Origin of the sequence: Pseudarthrobacter sp. NS4, from assembly GCF_024758005.1 — a bacterium.
Lineage (GTDB): Bacteria > Actinomycetota > Actinomycetes > Actinomycetales > Micrococcaceae > Arthrobacter.
Window position 1 is genome coordinate 3,527,658 of sequence record NZ_CP103288.1, and the last position, 20,894, is coordinate 3,548,551.

Annotated in this window: 18 protein-coding genes; 7 read left to right on the forward strand and 11 right to left on the reverse strand. The window is 66.2% G+C overall.

Annotated features, from left to right (window positions below; all coding sequences use genetic code 11):
* Positions 1–33 precede the first annotated feature (33 nt).
* Genes NXY83_RS16675 through NXY83_RS16685 form a run of 3 tightly spaced genes read left to right on the forward strand, consistent with a single transcriptional unit; the run spans position 34 to position 4,420 of the window.
* On the forward strand, positions 34–1,146 hold the full coding sequence (locus tag NXY83_RS16675) for an acetylxylan esterase (RefSeq protein ID WP_258806292.1): 1,113 nt from the start codon (positions 34–36) through the stop codon (positions 1,144–1,146).
* Positions 1,147–1,163: 17 nt separating this feature from the next.
* Positions 1,164–3,239 carry a DUF6807 family protein gene (locus NXY83_RS16680; RefSeq protein WP_258803320.1) on the forward strand — a complete coding sequence of 692 codons (2,076 nt, stop codon included), beginning with the start codon at positions 1,164–1,166 and terminating at the stop codon, positions 3,237–3,239.
* Positions 3,236–4,420, forward strand: coding sequence for a M24 family metallopeptidase (locus NXY83_RS16685; protein WP_397427454.1), 1,185 nt, complete (start codon positions 3,236–3,238; stop codon positions 4,418–4,420). Before NXY83_RS16680 ends, NXY83_RS16685 begins: the two co-directional genes overlap by 4 nt.
* A gap of 119 nt (positions 4,421–4,539) precedes the next feature.
* Here the strand turns inward: NXY83_RS16685 and NXY83_RS16690 are convergent, their stop codons facing one another.
* The 5 genes from NXY83_RS16690 to NXY83_RS16710 form a co-directional block, all read right to left on the reverse strand.
* Positions 4,540–5,991, reverse strand: a complete 1,452-nt coding sequence (locus NXY83_RS16690) for an aldehyde dehydrogenase (NADP(+)) (protein ID WP_258803321.1) — start codon at positions 5,989–5,991, stop codon at positions 4,540–4,542.
* A gap of 93 nt (positions 5,992–6,084) precedes the next feature.
* A complete protein-coding gene (locus NXY83_RS16695; RefSeq protein ID WP_258803322.1) occupies positions 6,085–7,188 on the reverse strand; it encodes a mandelate racemase/muconate lactonizing enzyme family protein in 1,104 nt (367 codons plus the stop codon).
* Entirely contained in the window at positions 7,188–8,093 is a 906-nt protein-coding gene (locus NXY83_RS16700) for a 5-dehydro-4-deoxyglucarate dehydratase (RefSeq protein ID WP_258803323.1), read from the reverse strand. Before NXY83_RS16700 ends, NXY83_RS16695 begins: the two co-directional genes overlap by 1 nt.
* Complete coding sequence (locus NXY83_RS16705) at positions 8,090–9,055, reverse strand: NAD-dependent epimerase/dehydratase family protein (RefSeq protein ID WP_258803324.1); 966 nt, start codon at positions 9,053–9,055, stop codon at positions 8,090–8,092. Before NXY83_RS16705 ends, NXY83_RS16700 begins: the two co-directional genes overlap by 4 nt.
* A gap of 25 nt (positions 9,056–9,080) precedes the next feature.
* Positions 9,081–10,535, reverse strand: a complete 1,455-nt coding sequence (locus tag NXY83_RS16710) for a Gfo/Idh/MocA family protein (RefSeq protein ID WP_258803325.1) — start codon at positions 10,533–10,535, stop codon at positions 9,081–9,083.
* Between the two features lie 362 nt (positions 10,536–10,897).
* Here NXY83_RS16710 and NXY83_RS16715 point away from each other — a divergent pair, with 362 nt between their 5' ends.
* On the forward strand, positions 10,898–11,932 hold the full coding sequence (locus NXY83_RS16715; RefSeq protein ID WP_258803326.1) for a LacI family DNA-binding transcriptional regulator: 1,035 nt from the start codon (positions 10,898–10,900) through the stop codon (positions 11,930–11,932).
* Here NXY83_RS16715 and NXY83_RS16720 read toward each other — a convergent pair.
* A complete protein-coding gene (locus NXY83_RS16720; RefSeq protein WP_258803328.1) occupies positions 11,915–12,634 on the reverse strand; it encodes a FadR/GntR family transcriptional regulator in 720 nt (239 codons plus the stop codon). The genes NXY83_RS16715 and NXY83_RS16720 overlap by 18 nt on opposite strands.
* Positions 12,635–12,731: 97 nt before the next feature.
* Here NXY83_RS16720 and NXY83_RS16725 point away from each other — a divergent pair, with 97 nt between their 5' ends.
* On the forward strand, positions 12,732–14,069 hold the full coding sequence (locus NXY83_RS16725) for an alpha-hydroxy acid oxidase (RefSeq protein ID WP_309484090.1): 1,338 nt from the start codon (positions 12,732–12,734) through the stop codon (positions 14,067–14,069).
* An 81-nt stretch (positions 14,070–14,150) separates the two neighbouring features.
* Here NXY83_RS16725 and NXY83_RS16730 read toward each other — a convergent pair whose 3' ends face one another.
* Together NXY83_RS16730 and NXY83_RS16735 are read right to left on the reverse strand one after the other, a co-directional pair.
* Positions 14,151–14,720 carry an ArsR/SmtB family transcription factor gene (locus tag NXY83_RS16730; RefSeq protein ID WP_258803329.1) on the reverse strand — a complete coding sequence of 190 codons (570 nt, stop codon included), beginning with the start codon at positions 14,718–14,720 and terminating at the stop codon, positions 14,151–14,153.
* 76 nt (positions 14,721–14,796) lie between these two features.
* Positions 14,797–16,008, reverse strand: a complete 1,212-nt coding sequence (locus NXY83_RS16735; protein WP_258803330.1) for an acetoin utilization protein AcuC — start codon at positions 16,006–16,008, stop codon at positions 14,797–14,799.
* 104 nt (positions 16,009–16,112) lie between these two features.
* Here NXY83_RS16735 and NXY83_RS16740 point away from each other — a divergent pair, with 104 nt between their 5' ends.
* Both NXY83_RS16740 and NXY83_RS16745 read left to right on the forward strand, forming a co-directional pair.
* Positions 16,113–17,546 carry a TrkH family potassium uptake protein gene (locus NXY83_RS16740; RefSeq protein ID WP_258803331.1) on the forward strand — a complete coding sequence of 478 codons (1,434 nt, stop codon included), beginning with the start codon at positions 16,113–16,115 and terminating at the stop codon, positions 17,544–17,546.
* Entirely contained in the window at positions 17,539–18,225 is a 687-nt protein-coding gene (locus NXY83_RS16745) for a potassium channel family protein (protein WP_258803332.1), read from the forward strand. The genes NXY83_RS16740 and NXY83_RS16745 overlap by 8 nt, the downstream gene beginning before the upstream one ends.
* Positions 18,226–18,233: 8 nt before the next feature.
* Here the strand turns inward: NXY83_RS16745 and proC are convergent, their stop codons facing one another.
* The 3 genes from proC to NXY83_RS16760 all read right to left on the reverse strand — a co-directional run bounded on the left by proC (position 18,234) and on the right by NXY83_RS16760 (position 20,862).
* A complete protein-coding gene (gene proC, locus NXY83_RS16750; protein WP_258803333.1) occupies positions 18,234–19,067 on the reverse strand; it encodes a pyrroline-5-carboxylate reductase in 834 nt (277 codons plus the stop codon).
* Between the two features lie 290 nt (positions 19,068–19,357).
* Positions 19,358–20,347: a Ppx/GppA phosphatase family protein gene (locus tag NXY83_RS16755; RefSeq protein ID WP_258803334.1), complete on the reverse strand. Its 990-nt coding sequence runs from the start codon at positions 20,345–20,347 to the stop codon at positions 19,358–19,360.
* A gap of 62 nt (positions 20,348–20,409) precedes the next feature.
* Positions 20,410–20,862: an SseB family protein gene (locus NXY83_RS16760; RefSeq protein ID WP_258803335.1), complete on the reverse strand. Its 453-nt coding sequence runs from the start codon at positions 20,860–20,862 to the stop codon at positions 20,410–20,412.
* Positions 20,863–20,894 lie beyond the last annotated feature (32 nt).

Below are 20,894 nucleotides of genomic sequence, written 5' to 3' on the forward strand. Positions count from 1 at the left end.
GGATCGGGCACTGCGGCAGCACGGCCCAGCGCCATCGCCGGTTACGAGGACTGGCCTGCCTACGTCCGCGGACATCCCCAATACAGCGCCGGCACCCCGGCGGCCCAGGAGCTATCGGACGCGCTGGGTGTGCCCGGCGCGTCCCCCCTTCCTGAGGTGACGGTCCATTGGGAAGAAACGTACGACGGCGTCATCACCTCCCAGCTCAGCTGGCAGTTGGGCTTCGGGCCAAGGACAACAGCCTGGCTCGTCCGGCCGGCCGCTACGCCGGGCCCGTTGCCCGGAGTCCTCGCCCTGCACTGCCATGGCGGGAACAAGTTTGGCGGCGCGGACCGGTTGGTGGAGCTTCCGGCGAACCAGCCTGCCGCCGAGGCCGCCCGTGCCGGCCATTACGACGGCCACGCCCTTGCCACCAGGACGGCCCGCAAGGGCTTTGCCGTCCTCGCCCATGACACCTTTGCGTGGGGCAGCCGCCGTTTCGACCTCTCAACCCCGCCGTGGCGGACCGCGTCCGCCCTTGAGGCGCGGCGGGCGCAGTGGCGGGAGGACGGCGTCGTGCCTTCCGAAGCTGATGATTACAACGCCGCAGCAGGTTTCCACGAAGATACCGTGGCCAAAACAGCCGGGCTGCTCGGCACCAGCCTGGCCGGCATGGTTGCCCACGACGACCTTGTTGCGCTGAACATTCTTTCCGGGCTGCCCGGAGTCGACCCGGAGCGCCTGGGCTGCATCGGCTTTTCCGGCGGTGGGGGCCGGTCCCTGGCGCTGGCCGCCCTCACGCCCCGGATCCGGGCGTCGGTGGTGACGTGCATGATGACCACGTTCCAGTCGCTCCTGCCGGCCCATCTGGACGCCCACTCATGGCTGCTGCAGACGCCCGGGCTGTGGAAACTCGGTGACTGGCCTGAACTCACTGCGCGGTCAGACGCCGATTTCCTGGTGCAGTACGCCCTGGCCGACGAGCTTTTCCCGGAGGAAGGGATGCGGGAGGCACACCGGGTGCTGGAATCACTGCACAGCGACGGGAAGTACACCGGAAGCTTCTGGCCCGGAGGCCACGTCTTCACCGCCGCCATGCAAGCCGAAGCACTCAACTTCCTGGCCGGCAGCCTGCAACCCAAAACCACGTCCCTTACCGCCCCTTAGCCTGCAAGGACCCCTTGATGATTCAGCAATCCGCCACAGCGGAACACGGCAACGGCCCCCGCGATGCCGCGCCTGCACCGGTCGCCGTCCCCCGCATCGCACTGGTGGGTGTCCACGGCTTCGGCGAACGGCACCTGGCCAACCTCGCCCGGCTTGAGGAGGCCGGCGCCCTGGAACTGGTCGCCGTCGCTGATCCCAATCCACCGGAACCGGGCCGCCTCGCGGACTCGGTGGCCGTCTTCCCTGACCTGAACGAACTGCTGGCAGCACAGCCGGGTGCCGACGTCGTCATCCTCGCCACCCCCATCCAGACGCACGCGCCGCTGGCCCTCGCAGCACTGGGCGCCGGAATGGACGTCTACGTCGAAAAACCCCCCGTAGCTTCCCTGGCCCAGTTCAACGAGGTGCTGGCAGCTGCCCAAGCAGCAGGGAAACTGGTCCAGGTGGGATTCCAGAGCCTCGGTTCCCATGCCCTGCCCACCATCCGGAACCTCGTGGAATCGGGCGCGATCGGCGACGTCCTGGGCCTGAGCGCCAAGGGACAATGGGTGCGGAACAAGGCATACTTCAAGCGCTCGCGCTGGGCCGGAAAGCGCAGCCTGGATGGCATCGACGTCGTGGACGGCGTGGCCACCAATGCGCTGGCCCACGCCGTCGCTACGGCGCTGAACATGGCCGGCGCACACACCGTAGCGGACGTGGCGTCGGTGGAGACGGACCTCTACCGCGCCCACGATACCGAGAGTGACGACACCTCGGTGATCCGGGTCCGCGCTGCGCATGGTGCCACCCTCCTCTGCAGCCTGACCCTCTGCGCGCCGGAGCAGCTGAATCCCTCGGTCACCGTCCACGGCACCCGGGGTGAGATTACCCTGTTCTACACCCAGGACGAGGTTGTCATCACTACCCCGGACGGCGAGCGCCGGGAAACCTACGGCAGGACCGACCTGCTCGAAAACCTCCTCGAAGCCCGAAGTGCCGGCGCCCCGTTGCTGTGCTCACTGCCGGACACCGGGGCGTTCACCACGGTATTGGAAGCCATCCGCACCTCCCCGGCGCCGCAGGCTATTGGCCCCGAGCACATCAGCTGGGAGGGCGAAGGTGAAGACGCGCACCCCGTGGTGCACGGCATCGCAGAACTGATCGACGGGGCTGCCAAGGCGCAGGCTACGTTCGGCGAGCTTGGCGTACCCTGGGCCCGTGCCCTGCCACCGGTCCGTTCACTGACCCTGGACGGGAAACCGGTGGCGGACTACCAGGACGGCAGCCGCATCCGTGCCGTATCCTCCCCCCGGCCCTACCTGCACCCCATCCGCACTCTTGGCGGCACTGTGGTGACCGATCATCAGCCGCTTGACCATGTCTGGCACCTTGGCGCCGGGGTTGCACTGCAGGACGTGGACGGCATCAACTTCTGGGGCGGCCGCACCTACACCCGCGAAGCAGGGCAGTACGTCTGGCGTCCCGACCACGGCAGCATCGCCGTCACTGCGACAACCGTTGAACAAACCGCAGCCACGTCCGGCGGTCCGGGCGGCAAGCTGCAGGAAACCCTCAGCTGGAACGGCCCCGACGGCGTGCCCGTCCTCACGGAGGACCGGACCTGGAGCTGGCATGGCACCAGCCCTTCTGTCTGGAGCCTGTCCCTCGAATTCGCCCTCTCCCCCGCCGGCAACCAGCCGGTCAGCCTGGGCAGCCCCGGCTCCAACGGCCGGCACGGGGGCGGCTACGGCGGCTTCTTCTGGCGGCTTCCCGAGTGCCACGACGCTGCAGTGTGGACGCCGGCCGGCGCCGGAGAATCCGCGGTGCACGGAAGCGTGGCCCGCTGGCTTGCATGGTCAGGAAAGTTTGGCGCAGGAACGGACGACGGCGACGCAACCCTGGTTTTCGTCGCTCCTGGGGACTCCACGGACCCCTGGTTCGTCCGGGCGGAAGGGTACCCCGGGGTGGGCCAGTCCCTCGCCTGGGATTCCCCTGTCATCGCGGAACCCGGAAACCCGGTCCGCCGCAAAATTTCCGTCTTTGTGGCCGACGGCATCCTGGGCACAACAGATATCGAAGACTTGATCAACCAGCAGGGGGACCTCTCATGACCCAGACAACAGCCGCCGCGTCCCAACCTGCCACTCCGTTGCCGGCCGGCAACGCGGGCACCGGCAGCGTGGACTTCATTCCCGGCCCCGTCCAGGAGGTCCGGGTGGCTCCGGCATCCACGGCAGACCGCGGGGTCAAGCGCCGGCGGGTCCTGGATATCCTGGATGCCGCCGGACGGGACTCGCTGCTCCTGACCACGCACACCGCCCTGGCCTGGTACCTGGACGGCAGCCGGATCCACATCAGCCTCGCGGGCGATCCCATCGCTGCAGTGCTGGTGGACCGCGCCGGCGACCACCTGGTGACTTTCAACAACGAAGCCGGCCGGATCGCCGCTGAAGAGCTTCCCTCCGGTGTCTCCCTGCATACCGTTCCCTGGTACGGGAACCTGCACGAGGCTGCGGCCGCCGTCGGGGCTTCAGCGGAGGAGCGGGGCCCGTTGCCGGAAGCGGACGTCGCGGCTGAGCTGCGTGCTGCCCGCCAGCAGCTGCTCCCGGCCGAAAGCGGCCGGTACGCCCGCCTCAGCGGGGAACTGGCGGCCCTCATGACGGACGTGCTCTCCGCCGCCCGGCCGGACACAACGGAATTCGAACTGGTGTCCGCCTTGGCCGAACGCGTGGTGGCTGCAGGCGCCGAGCCGCTGGTCCTCCTGTGCAACGGCAGTGCCCGCAGCACGTTCCGGCACCCGCTGGCCACGCACTCCCCCCTTGGCCGCCGTGCCATGGCTGTGGTGTGCGCCCGCCGGGACGGCCTGGTCGCCAACATCACCCGATGGGTGCGGTTCGACGCCGGCACTCTGGAGGAGCGTGATGCGGAGTCCCGGATCGCAGCGGTGGAGGCGGACATCTTTGACGCCACGGTTCCGGGCACGCAGCTGGACCGTATCTTCGCTGAGATCAAGGCATCCTACGTCCGGCACGGCTTTGGCGCGGACCAGTGGGAACAGCACCACCAGGGCGGCCCCGCCGGTTACGCAGGCCGTGATCCCCGGGTCACCGCCGCCGCCACGGACACGGTGGTACTGGGCCAGGCCTTCACCTGGAACCCGTCCGGTCCCGGGGTAAAGATCGAGGACACCGTGCAGTTGACCGAATCCGGTCTGCAGGTTCTCACAGTCGACCCCCGCTGGCCCGTGACCACGGTCAACGGGCTGCAGCGCCCGGCCACGCTGCAGCTCTAGCCAAAACGCTCTCGCAGATTCTGCAGTAAAACCCGAAATGCTCTCTCAGTTGTCGCCGGAGTCCCGGCAACAACTGAGAGAGCATTTCGATTACAACGACATCGTCTAAGAGAGCGTTGCTAGGGGAGGCGGAGCTCCCCGTCCACGCGGCGCGGGATGCGCAGCGGGTTGGCTTCGTGCAGCGCCGGGTGCAGCACCGTTTCCGGCGCGTCCTGGTAGGCAACCGGGCGCTGGAACCTGCGGACCGCCGTCGCACCCACCGATGTGAAGAGCGATGTGGTGGCCGGGTAGGGGCCGCCGTGCTGCTGTGCCCAGTTGACGGCGACGCCGGTGGGCCAGCCCTCGAACAGGACCCGGCCGGCCAGTTCGGAGAGCTGTTCCACCAGCACGGCGACGTCCTCGCCGGGCTGGGCGTGCAGGGTGGCCGTGAGGCTGCCCGGCACCTTGGCCAGCACTGCCGACAGTTCCGCCTGGTCCGCGTATTCGATCAGCATGGTGGTGGGGCCGAAGCACTCTTCGAGTAGTTGCCCGGGGTTCTCCAACACTTTTGCGGCAGAGGTTGAGAAGACCACCGGCGCTGCACCGTTGGCTGCAGCATCTTGGTCAACGGTGCCGCTGACCACGTCGACCCCGGTTACCGACGCAAAGCTGCGGAGCCCCTCCGGGTACGCCTCCGCGATCCTGCTGGTCAGCATGCCCAGGGCAGGCTTGTCCTTGCTGGCCTCGGCGACTTCCTCGGCAAAGGACGTACCGGCCGGGATGAAGACCAGGCCCGGCTTGGTGCAGAACTGACCCGCGCCAAGGGTGAAGGAGCCAGCCAGGCCCGCCGCGAGCTGGCCGCTGCGCTCTGCCAGGGCTGCGGCGGTGATGACCACCGGGTTCAGGCTGCCCAGTTCGCCGTAGAACGGAATGGGATCGGGGCGGGAAGTTGCAAGGTCGAACAGCGCACGTCCGCCAGGAATGGAGCCGGTGAAACCTACTGCTTTGATGGCCGGATCCTGGACCAGCGCGGTGCCCACTTCCCGGCCGGCGACCAGTGCGAACAGGCCTTCGGGTGCACCTGCGGCTTGCAGGGCCTCAGCCACGATCTCCGCCGTCCGCTCCGAGAGCCGCAGGTGGCCGGAGTGGGCCTTGACAATGACGGAGCACCCCACGGCCAGGGCCGAGGCGGTGTCACCACCGGCTACTGAGAAGGCGAACGGGAAGTTGGAGGCGGAGAAGACTGCCACCGGACCGATGGGCCGCAGGATGCGCCGGAGGTCCGGCTTGGGCGGGGTGGAGGCCGGATCCGCGTGGTCGATGATGGCCTCAAGGTAGGAGCCTTCAGTGATCACGCGCGCGAAGAGGCGCAGCTGGCCGGAGCTCCGGGCTACCTCGCCGGTCAGCCGCGGAGCGCCGAGGCTGGTCTCCGAGTCTGCGATTTCCACCAGTTCGGCAGAATTCGCGTCCAGCGCGTCAGCTACTGCCGTGAGCCAGGCCGCACGTTCGGCATCAGTTGAAGCTGCGGAAATTTTGGCAGCACGGGTGGCGGCGGCGGTGAGTTCGGTCAAGGAAAGCGTTGCAGTTGTCACGTCGGGTACCTGTTCTTCGTGTGTACATTCATCGGAGCTGCGGTGCCGGCAGAGCTGCTGCCTGCCGGCACCGTTACGTGCAGTCGCTGGGGATTACAGTTCCTCGCGGAACCGGAAGCCGAGCCCTGGCTGGTTGGTGAGGCTGACCCGGCTGTCAGTGAACCGCACGGGAGACGGGCCGGCCAGGATGCCCAACTGCTCGAAGGATGCTTCTTCAACATCCTCCACCAGGGTGGGCTCTGCCAGGGTCAGCGCAAGCTGTCCCGAAAGTTCCGGGAGCAGGTGGGGCATCACCCGGATGCTGTTGGTCCGGGCCAGCTCCACAATCCGCCGGAACGGGGTGATCCCGCCAACCCGGACGATGTTGGGCTGGATGATGTCCACTGCCTCCGCATCAATAAAATCGCGGAAACGGTAGATGGTGTGCAGGTTTTCGCCGAGGGCGATGGGCACCGGCGAATGTTTCCGGAGCCTGCGGTAGGCCCACAGGTCGTCGGCGCGGATGGGCTCCTCCAGCCATTCCAGTCCGAATTCCGAGAGGACATCCAGGGCGCGGAAGGTGGTGGGCAGGTCCCAGCGCTGGTTCGCATCGATCATCAGCTTCCGGTGCGGGCCCAGGACGGAGCGGACGGCTTCCACCCGTTCGGCGTCTTCACGCAGATCCGGCTTGCCCACCTTGATCTTCACCGCCTGGTGCCCGGCAGCAACCCACCGCCGGGTCTGGGCAACAAGTTCTTCCAGCGTGTAGTGCAGGTTTACACCGGATCCGTAAACCTCTGCCGATTCGTGCCGCTGGCCCAGGAGGCCGGTGACGGACGTGCCGGCACGGCGTGCCTGCAGGTCCCACAGGGCAAGGTCGACGCCGGCCATGGCGATGGTGGTGAGCCCTCCCCCGCCGGCTTCGTGCAGCCGCTTCCACAACGCGTCCCACACCGTTTCGGGTATCGCCGGCAGGCCGGTGATAAACGGGGCGATGTCGTAGTCCAGCAGCGCCTTGACTGCGTGCGGGCCGATGGTCGGGGTCCAGGAAAATCCGTATCCCGCGCCGCCGTCGTCGGTGTGGATCCCGGTGACGATCACATGGTTTTCCGGTGCCTCAACACCCCAGCTGCGGCGCAGCGGAACGGTGATGAGCCGGGAGGAAAGATGCGTGATCCGGGGAACGGTGCGGACGGCCTCGGCCGCCGGGGCACTCATCAGCGGCCGGCCAGCTCGTAGCCCTTGGCGAGGATGGCCTTGAGCTCCAGCTGCTGGTCCTCCGTGGGGTCCACCAGGGGCGGACGGACCGGGCCAACGGGAAGTCCGCCCAGCCGAAGCCCTGCCTTGATCAGGGAGACACCGAAGCCGGGGGTCTGGTCGCGAAGGCGGACCAGGGGTGCGTAGAAGCCCTCAAGCAGGGCGTTGCGGCGCTCCTCGTCCCCCGAGATGTACGCGTCGTAGTAGGCCTTGGCAATTTCCGGCGCCATGGCGAACGCGGCCGAGGAGTAGAGCGGAATGCCCAGGCCACGGTAGGCGCCCTGGGTCAGTTCTGCGGTGAGCAGTCCGTTGAAGAAGGCGAAGTCCTCGCGGCCGGTGGCCTTGACGGCGGACACAATCTCCTGCGCCAGTCCAACGTCCCCCAGGCCATCCTTGAAGCCGACCACCTTGGGGTTGGCTGCCAGCCGGGCCATGGAGGCGGCCGTGAACTTTGCGTTGCCGCGGTGGTACACGATGACCGGCAGGCTGCTGGCAGCGGCGACGGCTTCGATGTAGGCCACCAGGCCGTCAGCAGGGCCGGTCACCAGGTAGGGCGGCAGCACCAGGAGGGCATCGGCTCCGGCTTCCTCGGCCACCCGGGCCGTGGCCAGGGCGTGCCCCAGCGGTCCGCCGGCTCCGGCGACCACGGGGACCTTTCCGGCCACAACCTCGACGGCGGCCGTCACCACGGTTCGGACCTCCTCAAGGCTCAGCGCGTGGAATTCGCCGGTGCCGCAGGCCGGGAACACTCCGCCGGGTTCGAACGGCAGCCGTGAGCTGATGTGCTCCTTGAGGAGCTCTGTGTCCACCGTGCCCTCGGGCGTGAACGGGGTGACGGGGAAGAACAGTACGCCGTCGAATTTCATGGTGTCTCCTTGGTTCCGCTGCCGGCGCTGACCAGCGCGGAGGTCTCGTCGTTGAGGGTGGATTGGGACTTGAGTTCCGTGCGCCAGCTGCGCTTGGGCTGCCAGCCAAGGAGTTCCTGGGCCTTGGCGATGGAGAAGGCGGGGCTGGTGCCCGTCAGAACCGTGCTCAGGGCTTCGCTTCCGGGCAGGAACCGGGGCATGAGCTCCGCCAGGGGTGCCGTGGCCAGCGCGTCTGCAGCGCCTACGAAGAAGGTTTCCCCGTTGGGAATGGACTCCATTTTCTGCAGGAGCAGGTCCAGGAAATCCGCAACGTCCCGGGCATCCACGTAGTTGAACAGTGCCGGGGCGGACAGGGATGGGTCGGCGAGCCGCTCGGACAGGGTGTGGCCCTGCTGCGTGGGCGCGCCTTCCCACTCCTCGGGGGAGATGACATAGCAGGGACGGAACGCCGCGTAGCGGATCTTTTCCCCCTGCGCTGCCGCGAACATCTGCATGGTCTCTTCCGCGATGAGCTTGGACAACGCGTAGGCGTTCCAGGGGCGCGGAGTAGTCCGTTCATCCAGGGGAAAGGCGGCCGGAAGCCATCCGGCAGGAGAACCGTAGCCAAGAACCGTAGGGCTGCTGGCCGTGACGATCTTCGGCACTCCCAGTTCCGTGGCGGCGCTGATGACGGCGAAGGCGAGCCGGGTGTTGGTGGCGAAAATGACGTCCTCGGGCGCGCTGAACGGGACGGCGATCGCTGCAAGGTGGATGACGGCGTCGGGCCTGGTCTCCCGGAGCAGGCGCAGGGCCTCACCGGGTGCCAGGAGGTCTGCGGTTTCCTGAACTGCGCCCGCCGGCAGCTGCTCCGCCGGCACGGCGTCCCTGTCCACCGAGATGACGTGGTGGCCGGCTTCGGCGAGACCCGCCACGACACTGCGTCCCAGCCGGCCGGAGCCGCCGGTAACAAAAATCCTGCTCATGGTTTTTCCTTCTGGTCCGGGCCGGTCAGTTGCCGCGGCGGAGGTCGACGCCGAGGTCCAGGTCCTCGATGCGAACGGGCAGGGACGATTCAAGCGAGCGGTTGCCGGCGATGCCCACGGATACGGAACGCAGTCCGTCCAGGTAGCCGGAGGGCCGGCCCAGCGGATCCTCGCCCGGCCCGTTGAAGAGGTCGGAGAGCAGCAGCTCGTCGCCGCCGCCGTGACCGCCCTCGCCGTTGACGATCGGCACTTCGTAGGCAGCCTCCCAGTGGCGCTGGACCACGAGCCGTTCACCGTTGCGGCGAATGGCGTCGTCTTCCTCTATGGGGGTTGCGCTGGGGTCAACCACGGTCTTCTTATCCGTGCTGCTGGTGACGGCGGCGCGTTCCACGACCTCCAGCTCGGCACGGCCCTCAGTGCCGTTGACGGCCACGCGGTAGCCCTCCCACGGGCTGTGGGCGTTCAGCGAGTAGCTCAGGCGCGGGCCACCCTGGTACTCCACTACCAGCGCGAGGTTGTCCTCGATGGTGATTCCGCCGGTGAAGACGTCCTGGTCGCGGCGGTAGCCGTCGTAGTGCTCGTTGTCCAGGAACAGTGCCTTGAGCCGCTCATCCTCGCGGAGGTCCAGCGTGAACGGGTCTTTTTCGGCAGTGGCCGGGGCGTCAGCCGCGGGCGTGCCGCGTTCGGGACGGGGACCCAGGCCGCGCTCCGCCGCGTTCTTGTCACCATAGAATTTCAGGCCGCCGGAGGCGAAGACCCGCTCGGGGACGTCGTCGATCCACCAGTTGACCAGGTCGAAGTGGTGCGAGGCCTTGTGGATCAGGAGGCCGCCGGAGTTCTTCTTCTCGCGGTGCCAGCGGCGGAAGTAATCTGCACCGTGGACAGTGTCCAGGACCCAGCTGAAGTCGATGGAGGTGACCTTGCCGATAACGCCGCTCTGGATGATTTCCTTGAGGGCACTGTTGCGCGGCGAGTAGCGGTAGTTGAACGTGACCACCACGTTGCGTCCGGTTTCGTGCACGGCCTTGGTGATGCGGCGGCAGCCCTCGGCATTGATCGTGAGCGGCTTTTCCACCACGACGTCGGCCCCGGCACGGAGTGCTTCCACGATGTAGTCGGCGTGGGTGTAGTCCGGGGTGGTCACCACCACGCGGTCAATATTGTTGGCCTGGATGAAGGAGGTGAGGTCGGCGGGGTCAAACGAGGCAACCGGCCCCGGCGCACCCAGTTCCTGGATGAGCTTCTGGTAAAACTCCACGCGGCCCGGATTGACGTCTGAGAAAGCCACCAGCTCTGCGGTATCGGCGTGCCTGCCGAAGATCGCCCGGATGTACATCTCTGAACGCCCGCCGGTGCCGATCAGGGCGATGCGGGTCTTGCCTCCGCCCTTCGCGGCGGGGGCTGCAGCAGTTGCGGTGCCGGCGGCAGCACCGGTCTGGGATACCGCTGCTGCTGAACTCGGCTCGGCTGTGTTGACCATTGGGTCCCTTTCGAAAGCTCAAATACCCGGCCGTTCTGGTGGCCGTTCAGGTGTGGTGCCGGCGCACTGCTGCACCGCCGTGAGAAAGCGTTTTCTCGGTTCGCTATAAGATTTGTATCAACCAGAGCAGCGATCCGTCAACCATTCTGGGCGTTGAAAGAAACCGTTTTCTCAGTAGTCAGGCGTCCCCGCCGGGTTCACCGCGGAAAATAGCTGGGAAAACATGGGAAAACAGTAGAAATCGTTTTCCCGTCCCGTTGTATGCTTTGACTCAAACACCGCCACTTCGTGGGCCGGGTGCTGCCGTACGGCAGCAAAAGCACACCGCCCGCTGCTTTGTGGGCGCCAAGGAAGGGACCAGCATGGTCAGGAAGTCGGCAACCGGCCGGATCGGCATCGCTGATGTTGCCGTTAAGGCAGGAGTTTCGCACGCCACGGTTTCCCGTGTCATGAATGGGAACTTCACGGTGGATCCTGACATTGCAGCCCGCGTCCGGGCCGCCGCGGCTGAGCTGAAGTACCAGCCCAACCCCGTAGGACGCAGCCTGGCCCTGGGCAAGACGGACACCATCGGCATCGTGGTGCCGGACCTGGCCAACCCAACCTTCCAGGCGATTCTCCGAGGCCTCAGCCGCGCCGCCGCGCAGGACGGCTACCGCGTCCTCATCGCTGACTCCTTCGAGGTCTCCAGCGAGGAGGCCATCCTCGCCGGCGAGGCCCGCCGTCGTTGTGACGGGCTGGTACTGTGCGCACCGCGCATGACGGACGCCGAACTCGAAGAGATCGCCCCCTCGCTGCATCCCCTGGTACTGATCAACCGGACCACTGCGGCCGCGGGCGTACCCAGCCTGGTGGTCGACTACGGCCAGGGCGTGCAGGACATCGCGGAGCACCTCGTGGAACTCGGACACACCCGCCTGGCCTTCCTCGCCGGCCCGCCCCGCAGCGCCTCGAACGGGCTCCGGCTTCAAGGGCTGGAGGCCTTCAAGGCGGCCCACCCCCAGGTGGACGTGACAATGCTGGAGGGCGGCTCCGATTTCGACACCGGACACGAGGCGGTCGACGCGGTACTGGAGAGCGGCGCCACTGGGATCCTGGCCTTTAACGACCTGGTGGCAATGGGCTTGATGAGCGGACTGCACGAACGCGGGCTGGACGTTCCCGGCGACATCTCCGTCACCGGCTTCGACGACATTCCCTTCGCCAAGTACACGATGCCGGCCCTCACCACCGCGGCGGTCCCCATCACGGAACTGGGCGAGCAGGCATGGCAGCAGCTGCGTGCACTCATCCGCAAGGAGGAGAATGAAGCCCCGGGCAGCCGGTACCAGCCCAGGCTTGAGGTGCGTGTCAGCTCCGGCCCGGCGAAGGCGCCCCGGTCAACCGTCCATGGTTGACGGGTCCCGAGTCCTGGCGGAACCCAGCCCGGCCTCTTTGTAGTACCCCTCGATGTGGGCAGCCACCAGCTTGGCCGCGTGCCCGCCGTCGTCGTTCCTGATGGCGGCCAGGATGTCATGGTGCTCGGCGCGCAGGCGCGCCGCCGTGGCGTCCCAGTCCGGAAGGCTGGACGTCAGCTCGGCCGCGTAGCCCTGGATGGACTCCCGGAGCGATCCCATCATGGCGCTGACCACGGCGTTGCCCGCGGCGTCGGCCAGGGCCAGGTGGAACCGGACGTCCATTGCCAGGAAGTCACCGACCGAGAGGTCTTCCGCATCCATGCCTTCCAGCAGCGCCGCGGCATCGTCCAGTTCCGGCGCATCCGGGCTTGCCCTCGCCACGGCCCAGGACTCCAGGAGCACGCGCGTCTCCACAATGTCCGCCACCGGCAGGTGCTGGGTGGCGACGTGCAGCCGAAGGGCAGAGCCAAGCGCCGCCGTCGGATCCGAAATGACAACGGTTCCGGCGTCCGGGCCGGACCCCACGCCTGCCCGCACCACACCCATGGCTTCGAGAATCCGGATGGCCTCCCGAACGGAGGTCCGCGACACTTTCAACTGCTCGGCCAGGGTGCGCTCGGCCGGAAGGCGGCCGCCCACTGTCAGCCTGCCGGCGGAGAGCTCGTTCTCGATCCACGACAGGACAAGCTGGTGAGTTCGCATGGATAAATAGTAGTTGATGTGGTTGGACCACATGGCCTAGAGTGTGGTTAGACCACAGAGGCTCCGGATACGGACCCGCCGGCCCAATGGAGGACCCATGACCCACACCATCCAGCCCAACAACCCGGAGACGACGCCCGCGCCGGACGCCACCGACATTCCCGCCGCGCCGGCACACACTCCCGCGCCGGCGTCGTCCGTTGTTCCGCCAGCATTGAAGCGCCGCATCCCCAAGTACTCGGACCTCGCTCCCCTGATGCAGTTCAAGAAGCCCGAGTTCAGCAAGGAGGCCCGGCTCAAGCGGGCCAGCACCATCTGGGAACTCCGGGACATCGCCAAGCGCCGCACCCCGCAGGCACCGTTCGACTACACGGATGGAGCAGCCGAAGAGGAAATCACCCTCCGCCGCGCGCGCCAGGCCTTCCTGGACATCGAATTCCGTCCCGGCATCCTCCGGAATGTCTCCGCCATTGACCTCAGCACCGAAATCCTGGGCAGGCCCTCCCGGCTGCCCGTCGGCATCGCCCCCACCGGCTTCACGCGCATGATGCAGTCCGAGGGCGAATACGCGGGTTCGCAGGCAGCTGAAGCCGCAGGCATTCCCTACACGCTCTCCACCATGGGCACGGCCTCCATCGAGGACGTCGCCGCCGCTGCCCCGAACGGCCGCAACTGGTTCCAGCTGTACCTGTGGACGGACCGCGACCGCTCGCTGGAACTGATCGAGCGCGCCGCCAACGCCGGAAACGACACCCTCATGGTTACGGTCGACACCGCCGTGGCCGGCGCCCGCCTCCGCGACGTACGCAACGGCATGACCATCCCGCCGGCATTGACCGTTAAGACCGTGCTGGACGCCTCCTACCGGCCCGCCTGGTGGTTCAACTTCCTCACCCACGAGCCGCTGACGTTCGCGTCCCTGTCGCGCTACACGGGCACGGTGGCCGACCTGATCAACTCCATGTTCGACCCCACCCTGACGTTCGAGGATCTCGACTGGCTGCGCGAAACCTGGAAGGGCAAGCTGGTGGTCAAGGGCATCCAGACGGCCGAGGACGCCCGCCGCGTGGTTGACCACGGCGCTGACGGCGTAGTCCTGTCCAACCACGGCGGACGCCAGCTGGACCGGGCCCCAATCCCGTTCCACCTGCTCCCGGAGGTCAAGCAGGCATTCACGGCGGACAACACCGACGCCGCGATCATGCTGGATACGGGCATCATGAGCGGCGCGGACATCGTGGCTGCCCTGGCCCTGGGCGCGGACTTCACCCTGATCGGACGCGCCTACCTGTACGGCCTGATGGCCGGTGGCCGCGCAGGTGTGGACCGCACCCTCCAGATCCTGGAAAAGGACATGGCCCGCACCATGGCACTCCTGGGTGTCAGCAAGATCTCCGAGCTCACCCCGGACCACGTCCGCCTGCTCAACAGGTAAGGTCCCACCCAACTAAGTAGCAGCAGGTGTCGTTTTGAGCACTCGGAACGACACCTGCTGCTACCTACTATTGGTCAAGGGCTACTTCTTACGGCCGAACTTGGGCAGGTTGGGGAGGTTAGCCAACAGGTCGGCGGCCCTGGTGGCCGCGCGGCCCACTGTGCGGCCGATCTGCTGCGGAACGCTGTCGTCACTCAGCGGCTCAGTGGTGCCGCCCGGGATGACGACGGCGGGACTCAGCTCCGCGCCCGCAGGTGTCAGGACGCCCTCGGAGACGGCTTCGGCAGCCACCCTTTCGGTTGTCCCGCCGGCCCCGGCAGCGACAGCGCCCCGGGAAGCAACGTCGTCCGTGGATGCCTGGACGGCCGGAGCAGCAGCGGGAGCCTGGGATCCGACGTCGAAAGTTTCGAGCCAGCTGGCAATCCCTTCCAGCGGCTTGCGGTTCAGCGCGTAGTAGCGCTTCTGGCCCTGCGCCCGCATGCTCACGAGCTGGGCTTCGCGCAGGACTTTCAGGTGCTTGGAAATGGTGGGCTGGCTTGCTGCCAGTTCTTCAACGAGTTCCCCCACGGCCTTGTCTCCGGAACGGAGGGAGACCAGGATGTCCCGCCGGGTTGATTCCGCAATGACGGCAAATACGTCGTCTGTCACCATGCCTCCCACCCTAGCGACATATACGCCGAAAGGCATCAACTATTTCGGCGGCTCCCGTGATTGGGACGAGGGGTGATCAGTCGAACCAGGGGTCGAGTCCGTGGAGCGGGAAGATGGCCTTGCGTGTGGCCATGACGGTGCGGTCAACGGCGTCGTTGGGGTCGAAACCCACTTCCCAGGAGCGCCACCACAGCTCCACATCGTCGCCCATCAGGCCCGGTGCGGCGGTGCCAAACTTCTCCTGCACATAGTCCCGCCAGTCCTGCGGCACTGCGGTGCGCAGCGGCACCGGCCGCCCCGCCGCGATGGCCACCAGATGGCTCCAGGACCGGGGCACAACCTGCAGTACGTTGTACCCGCCGCCGCCGGTGGCGATCCAGCGGCCGCCACAGTAGCGCTCGGCGAGATGCCCGACGGCGGAGGCCGCCTCCCGCTGGCCGTCGACACTGAGATTGAGGTGCGTCAGGGGATCTGTGCGGTGCGAGTCGCAGCCGTGCTGGCTGACGATCACCTCCGGCTGGAAGGCCTCCACGAGCTGCGGCACCACGGCGTAGAAAGCGCGAAGCCAGCCGGCATCGCTTGTTCCGGCCGGCAGTGCGAGGTTGACTGCCGTCCCTTCGGCCTTCGGCCCGCCGACCTCATTCGCAAACCCTGTGCCGGGGAACAGGGTGAGGCCGGTTTCGTGCAGGGAGAGTGTGAGCACTCGGGGATCATCCCAGAAGATACTCTCCGTCCCGTCCCCGTGGTGGGCGTCAACGTCTATATATGCCACCCTGCCGATGCCGCCGTCGAGCAGCCTCTGCACGGCAAGTGCGGCGTCGTTGTAGATGCAGAAGCCGCTGGCCCTGTCACGGGCGGCGTGGTGCATGCCGCCGCCGAAGTTGACCGCGTGCAGGACTGATCCATCCAGGATCCGGGATGCCCCCAGCAGGGATCCGCCGGCCAGCCGCGCGGCAGCTTCGTGCATCCCGGCGAATGCGGGGTCATCCTCGGTGCCAAGGCCGCGCGATTCGTCGGTCTCGCCGGGATTCTCACTCACGCGCCGTACCGCCGCCACGAACCCGGACGAGTGTACGGACTCCAGGTCGGCGTCGCTGGCCACCTCGGGAGCTTCGACGGCAACATGGTCCAAATCGAAGAGCCCCAGGCTCCGTGCCAGGCGGGCCGTAAGGTCCATCCGCTCCGGCGCCATCGGATGGCCGGGTCCGAAATTGTAGGCAGTCATGTCAGGACTCCACGCCACCACCGTCGGCGGCACGGGCTGGCTGAGGCCGGGCAGGTATGTCATCAATCACAGGCTACCCGAGCCCGGGCCCCTGCCGGCCCGGCCATTACGCGGGCATTAGTGGTTTACTACTGAAGGAAGCAGATTCAACCGAGGATAAGCCACACATGACGCAAAGCCAGTCGAGGCCCCGGAACGCGGCCAGCTGGCATCCGGCAGCGCAGGAGCGGGAAGGCCTCTGGATCCTTACGCGGCTCCGCGACTTCGTCGACGACATTGCAAACACCTCGCCCGCCAGGCTGGCCCTCACTGTGTTCGCCGCCGTGTGCCTGCTCTTTACGTTCCTCCTCTCTTTACCCGCGGCATCAGCGGACGGGCAGTCCACTCCCCTCCACCAGGCCATGTTCACCGCAGTCTCGGCCGTCTGCGTCACGGGACTCACGGTGGTGTCCACGGCGGTGCACTGGTCCTTCTTCGGCCAGCTGGTGATCCTGATCGGCATCTTTATCGGCGGTCTCGGCACCCTGACCCTGGCGTCACTCCTGGCGCTGATGGTGAGCAAGCGCTTGGGAGTCCGGGGCAAGATCATTGCGGCGGAGTCCATGAACAACGCCGGCCGTCTGGGCGAGGTGGGCGCCCTGTTGCGGATCGTCATCACCACGTCCGTGGTGATCGAAGCGGCGCTGGCACTTATTCTGATACCTCGGTTTCTGATCCGTGGCGAGAGCTTCTGGGGTGCGGTGTGGCATGGTCTCTTCTATGCCATTTCGGCCTTCAATAATGCCGGGTTCACGGCGCACGCCGAAGGAATCATTCCGTTTGAAAACGACCTCTGGATCCTTGTCCCGATCATGGTCGGGGTTTTCCTGGGCAGCCTGGGCTTCCCCGTTGTGATGGTCCTGCTGCAAAACGGGCTCAACTGGAAAAGATGGAACCTGCATACCAAGCTGACAATCGAAGTCTCCCTCATCCTTTTCGCAGCAGGGAGTGTGCTTTGGGGTCTGATGGAGTGGGACAACGTTCGGACCATCGGATCGCTGACCTTCGGTGACAAGGTGCTGCATTCGGTCTTTGCTTCTGTTCAGATCCGCTCCGGCGGCTTCAACCTGGTGGACCAGAACCAGTTGGAGTCCACCACCATGCTCCTGACGGATGCCCTCATGTTCGCCGGCGGCGGTTCAGCTTCGACCGCCGGCGGAATCAAGGTGACCACCATCGCCATTATGTTCCTGGCCATCGCGGCCGAGGCGCGTGGTGATGCGGACGTCAAGGTTCACGGCCGTACCATTCCACAGGGCGCGATGCGGGTGGCTATTTCCGTTATCTTTGCAGGAGCGACACTGGTTTCCGTGGGATCCTTCCTGCTGCTCTCCATCAGTGGCGAGTCCCTGGACCGCGTGCTCTTTGAGGCAATCTCCGCCTTTGCTACCTGCGGCCTGAGTACAAACCTCAGCGCTGAGGTTCCACCGGCCGGCGCCTATGTGCTGACGGCTCTGATGTTCATGGGACGCGTGGGGACGGTAACCCTTGCTGCTGCCCTGGCCCTGCGACAGCGCAGCCAGTTGTACCACTATCCCGAAGAGAGGCCCATCATTGGCTAGTTCCTCAAGCACTCCAAACCGTCCCGCCCACAACGCACCGGTACTGGTGGTCGGACTGGGTCGGTTCGGATCGGCAACTGCCGAGCAATTGGTCAAGCAGGGACGCGAAGTGCTGGCCATCGAGCGCGACCGGACGCTGGTGCAGAAATGGGCGTCCCAGCTGACCCATGTGGTGGAAGCAGACGCCACCAATATCGACGCGCTGCGCCAGCTCGGCGCGCAGGAGTTCAGCTCCGCCGTTGTGGGTGTGGGCACGTCCATCGAGTCTTCGGTGCTGATCACCGTTAACCTGGTGGACCTTGGTATCGAACATTTGTGGGTCAAGGCCATCACGCCTTCGCACGGCAAGATCCTGACCAGGATCGGCGCGAACCACGTGATCTACCCGGAAGCGGATGCGGGCGTGCGCGCCGCGCACCTGGTATCCGGGCGCATGCTGGACTTCATTGAATTCGACGACGACTTCGCCATCGTGAAGATGTACCCGCCCCGTGAAACAGTGGGTTTTACGCTCGACGAATCAAAGGTCCGCTCAAAGTACGGCGTGACCATTGTGGGTGTGAAGTCACCGGGCGAGGACTTCACTTACGCCCGGCCGGAAACCAAGGTGTCCTCCAGGGACATGCTGATCGTGTCCGGCCACGTGGACCTGCTGGAAAGGTTCGCCGCCCGGCCGTAGGTGCCGGTTTATCCCAGTTGCCTGGTAATTTCTGCTGCCCGCTCGGCTGCCGCGCGTGCGCCGGCAGCGATGATGGTCGGGATACCCTGCTCGTCAAACGTGGCGATGGCGCGTTCCGTGGTGCCATTGGGGCTGGTGACCGCCTTGAGCAGGGCTGAAGGATCAGCACCGGGTTGGGCGAGCATGAGTCCGGCACCGGCAACGGTTTCGCGGGCCAGGAGCAGGGACAGATCGCTGTCCAGGCCCAGCTCCTCCCCCGCCGCGGCCATTGCTTCGGCAAGGTAGAACGCGTAGGCAGGCCCTGAGCCGCTGATGGCCGAGAGGGCGTCCACCTGTTCCTCGGGTACTTCGACGACGGTTCCCGTGCCCTTCAGGAGGTTCTTGACGTTCTGCAGCTGTTCCGGGGTGCAGTTGGTGCCGGGCGACACGGATACCACGCCACGGCCCAGTTTGGCCGGGGTATTGGGCATGGTGCGGATGACGGGCTGCCCGGCCGGAAGTGCAGCCTCAAGCTGGGCAATCGACACAGCGGCCGCCACACTGACCACCACGGTCTGCGGCGAAAGAGCTCCGCTGATTTCCCGGGCAAGGTCAGCGATGCCCACCGGCTTGACGCCAAGGATAACGACGCCGGACCCCTTGGTGGCCTGCTTGTTGTTGTCGGGTTCTTCCTCACCTGCGATGGCGGTGATGCCGTGGTACCGCTCGGCCAGTTCTGCGGCACGTTCGGCGCGGCGGACCGTGGCCACGATGTCAGCCGGATCCGTCCCCGCTTCCAGCAGGCCGCCAAGGATGGCTTCGTTCATTGATCCACAGCCAAGGAATGCGATTCGGTTGATCATGGCTCCATCATGGCAGTTGCGCCAGTTGCGTGGAGAAATCGTGACGCCGCCCTTGAACTGATGAAGATGAGCGGATGACATGATGAACCAGGACCACATGCATTCACAGGCGGCTCCCATGTTCAGTGCAGGTAGCTCACAAGTTCCGCTCCTACTGTAGTTATTACCTCATTGAGGGTGCGAGTGATGCGGCAGGCATGGGGATGCCTGCCAGGGCACCGGCGGCCGGCAACAGGTTTTCCCCCATTTTTCCTGTTGCCGGCCCCGGTGCTTCCCCATTTAAGCAATGCCTAGACGGCGGCCTCCACGACTTGCGGGGCGGCCACATGCGGTGCGGGCTCCAGCGGTCCGGAAAACACCAGCTGGTCCAGGCGGCGCAGGATGAGACCTTCGCGCAAAGCCCAGGGGCAGATTTTGAGCTTCTTGAATTTGAAGAGCTCCAGGGCAGCCTCTGCCACCAGTGCACCGGCCAGGAGCTGGTGTGCGCGCGCTTCGGAGACGCCGGGAAGATGCAGCCGGTCCTCGGCTTTCATTGCCGAGATACGTTGCGCCCAGACGCCAAGATCGTACGCCTGCAGTTCCCGTTTGACGTAGGGGCCGGCCGCGCTCGGTGCCGCCCCCGCTATCCGTGCGAGGGAACGGAACGTTTTGGATGTGCCGGCCACCACGTTGGCCCTGCCCAGGCCATCGAATTCACGGACCGCGGGCTTGAGGGTGGCCCTGATGTAGCGGCGCAGCTCCTTCACGCTCTTGGCAGAGGGAGGATCTTCGGCGAGCCAGTCCCGGGTGAGCCGGCTGGCACCCAGGGGAACCGAGGTGGCCATCTCGGGAAGCTCATCCTGGCCGAAGGCCATTTCGAAGGAGCCGCCGCCAATATCCAGGTTCAGGATGGGGCCCGCCCCCCAGCCATGCCAGCGGCGTACGGCGAAGAAGGTCATGGATGCCTCTTCGCTTCCGGTGAGTTCCTGCAGCGTCACGGTGGTTTCGTGCTTGACGCGGGCCAGGACTTCGGGGCCGTTGGTGGCTTCGCGGATGGCGGACGTACAGAACGCCAGGAGGTCTTCGGCCTTGTGCCGGGCAGCAAATTCCCAGGCTTCCAGGACGAACTCGGTGAGCTCGTGTTGCCCTGCGTCGCTGATGCTGCCGTCCGGTTCAAGGTACTGGACCAGGGACAGGGGGCGCTTGTGCGACGCAAAAGGAACCGGGCGCGCACCCGCGTGGGCATCCACCAGCAGAAGATGGACAGTGTTTGACCCGATATCGAGGACGCCTAGCCGCATGCTGCCATTATTCACCGGCCCAGCCGATGGATTCCAACCGGCAGCGGTCGGTTAACCTGGCGTCAGTTCCCGGAGGGGTCCGTGGGGGCGTCGTCGGGCATGTCATCAGCACGCTTGAAGTCGCGCTTGATGTTGGCAACGCCCTCGGGATTGATCTCGAAGCCATAGGCGGCACCCGGGTTGATCACCATGCCCAGCTCCTCGCCGATGTTGGCGATGATCGCCGCCCCTTGGGTGCCGAGCACATTGGGGGCTGCTTCCAGGTACTGCCGGTCCACCCGGCTCGGGTGCGAGAATACGGCAAGGACCGGATCGCCGTCGGCATTGGCCAGGACCAGGGGCTCCACCTGGGAGTCCTCACCCTCGATGCCGTCCGAGCTGATGATGTAGACCTCGCTGTTGAGGAAGGACAGGATGACGTCTACGGGGCTTGCATCAGGCTGTCCGCCCTTGGCGAGCTTCTCCTCGAGGTCGTTCAGCGGAGTCTGGTCGGCGATGCCGGGCTGTTCAGTCATGCCTCTACCCGATCACGTTCCGGTGCCTCTGG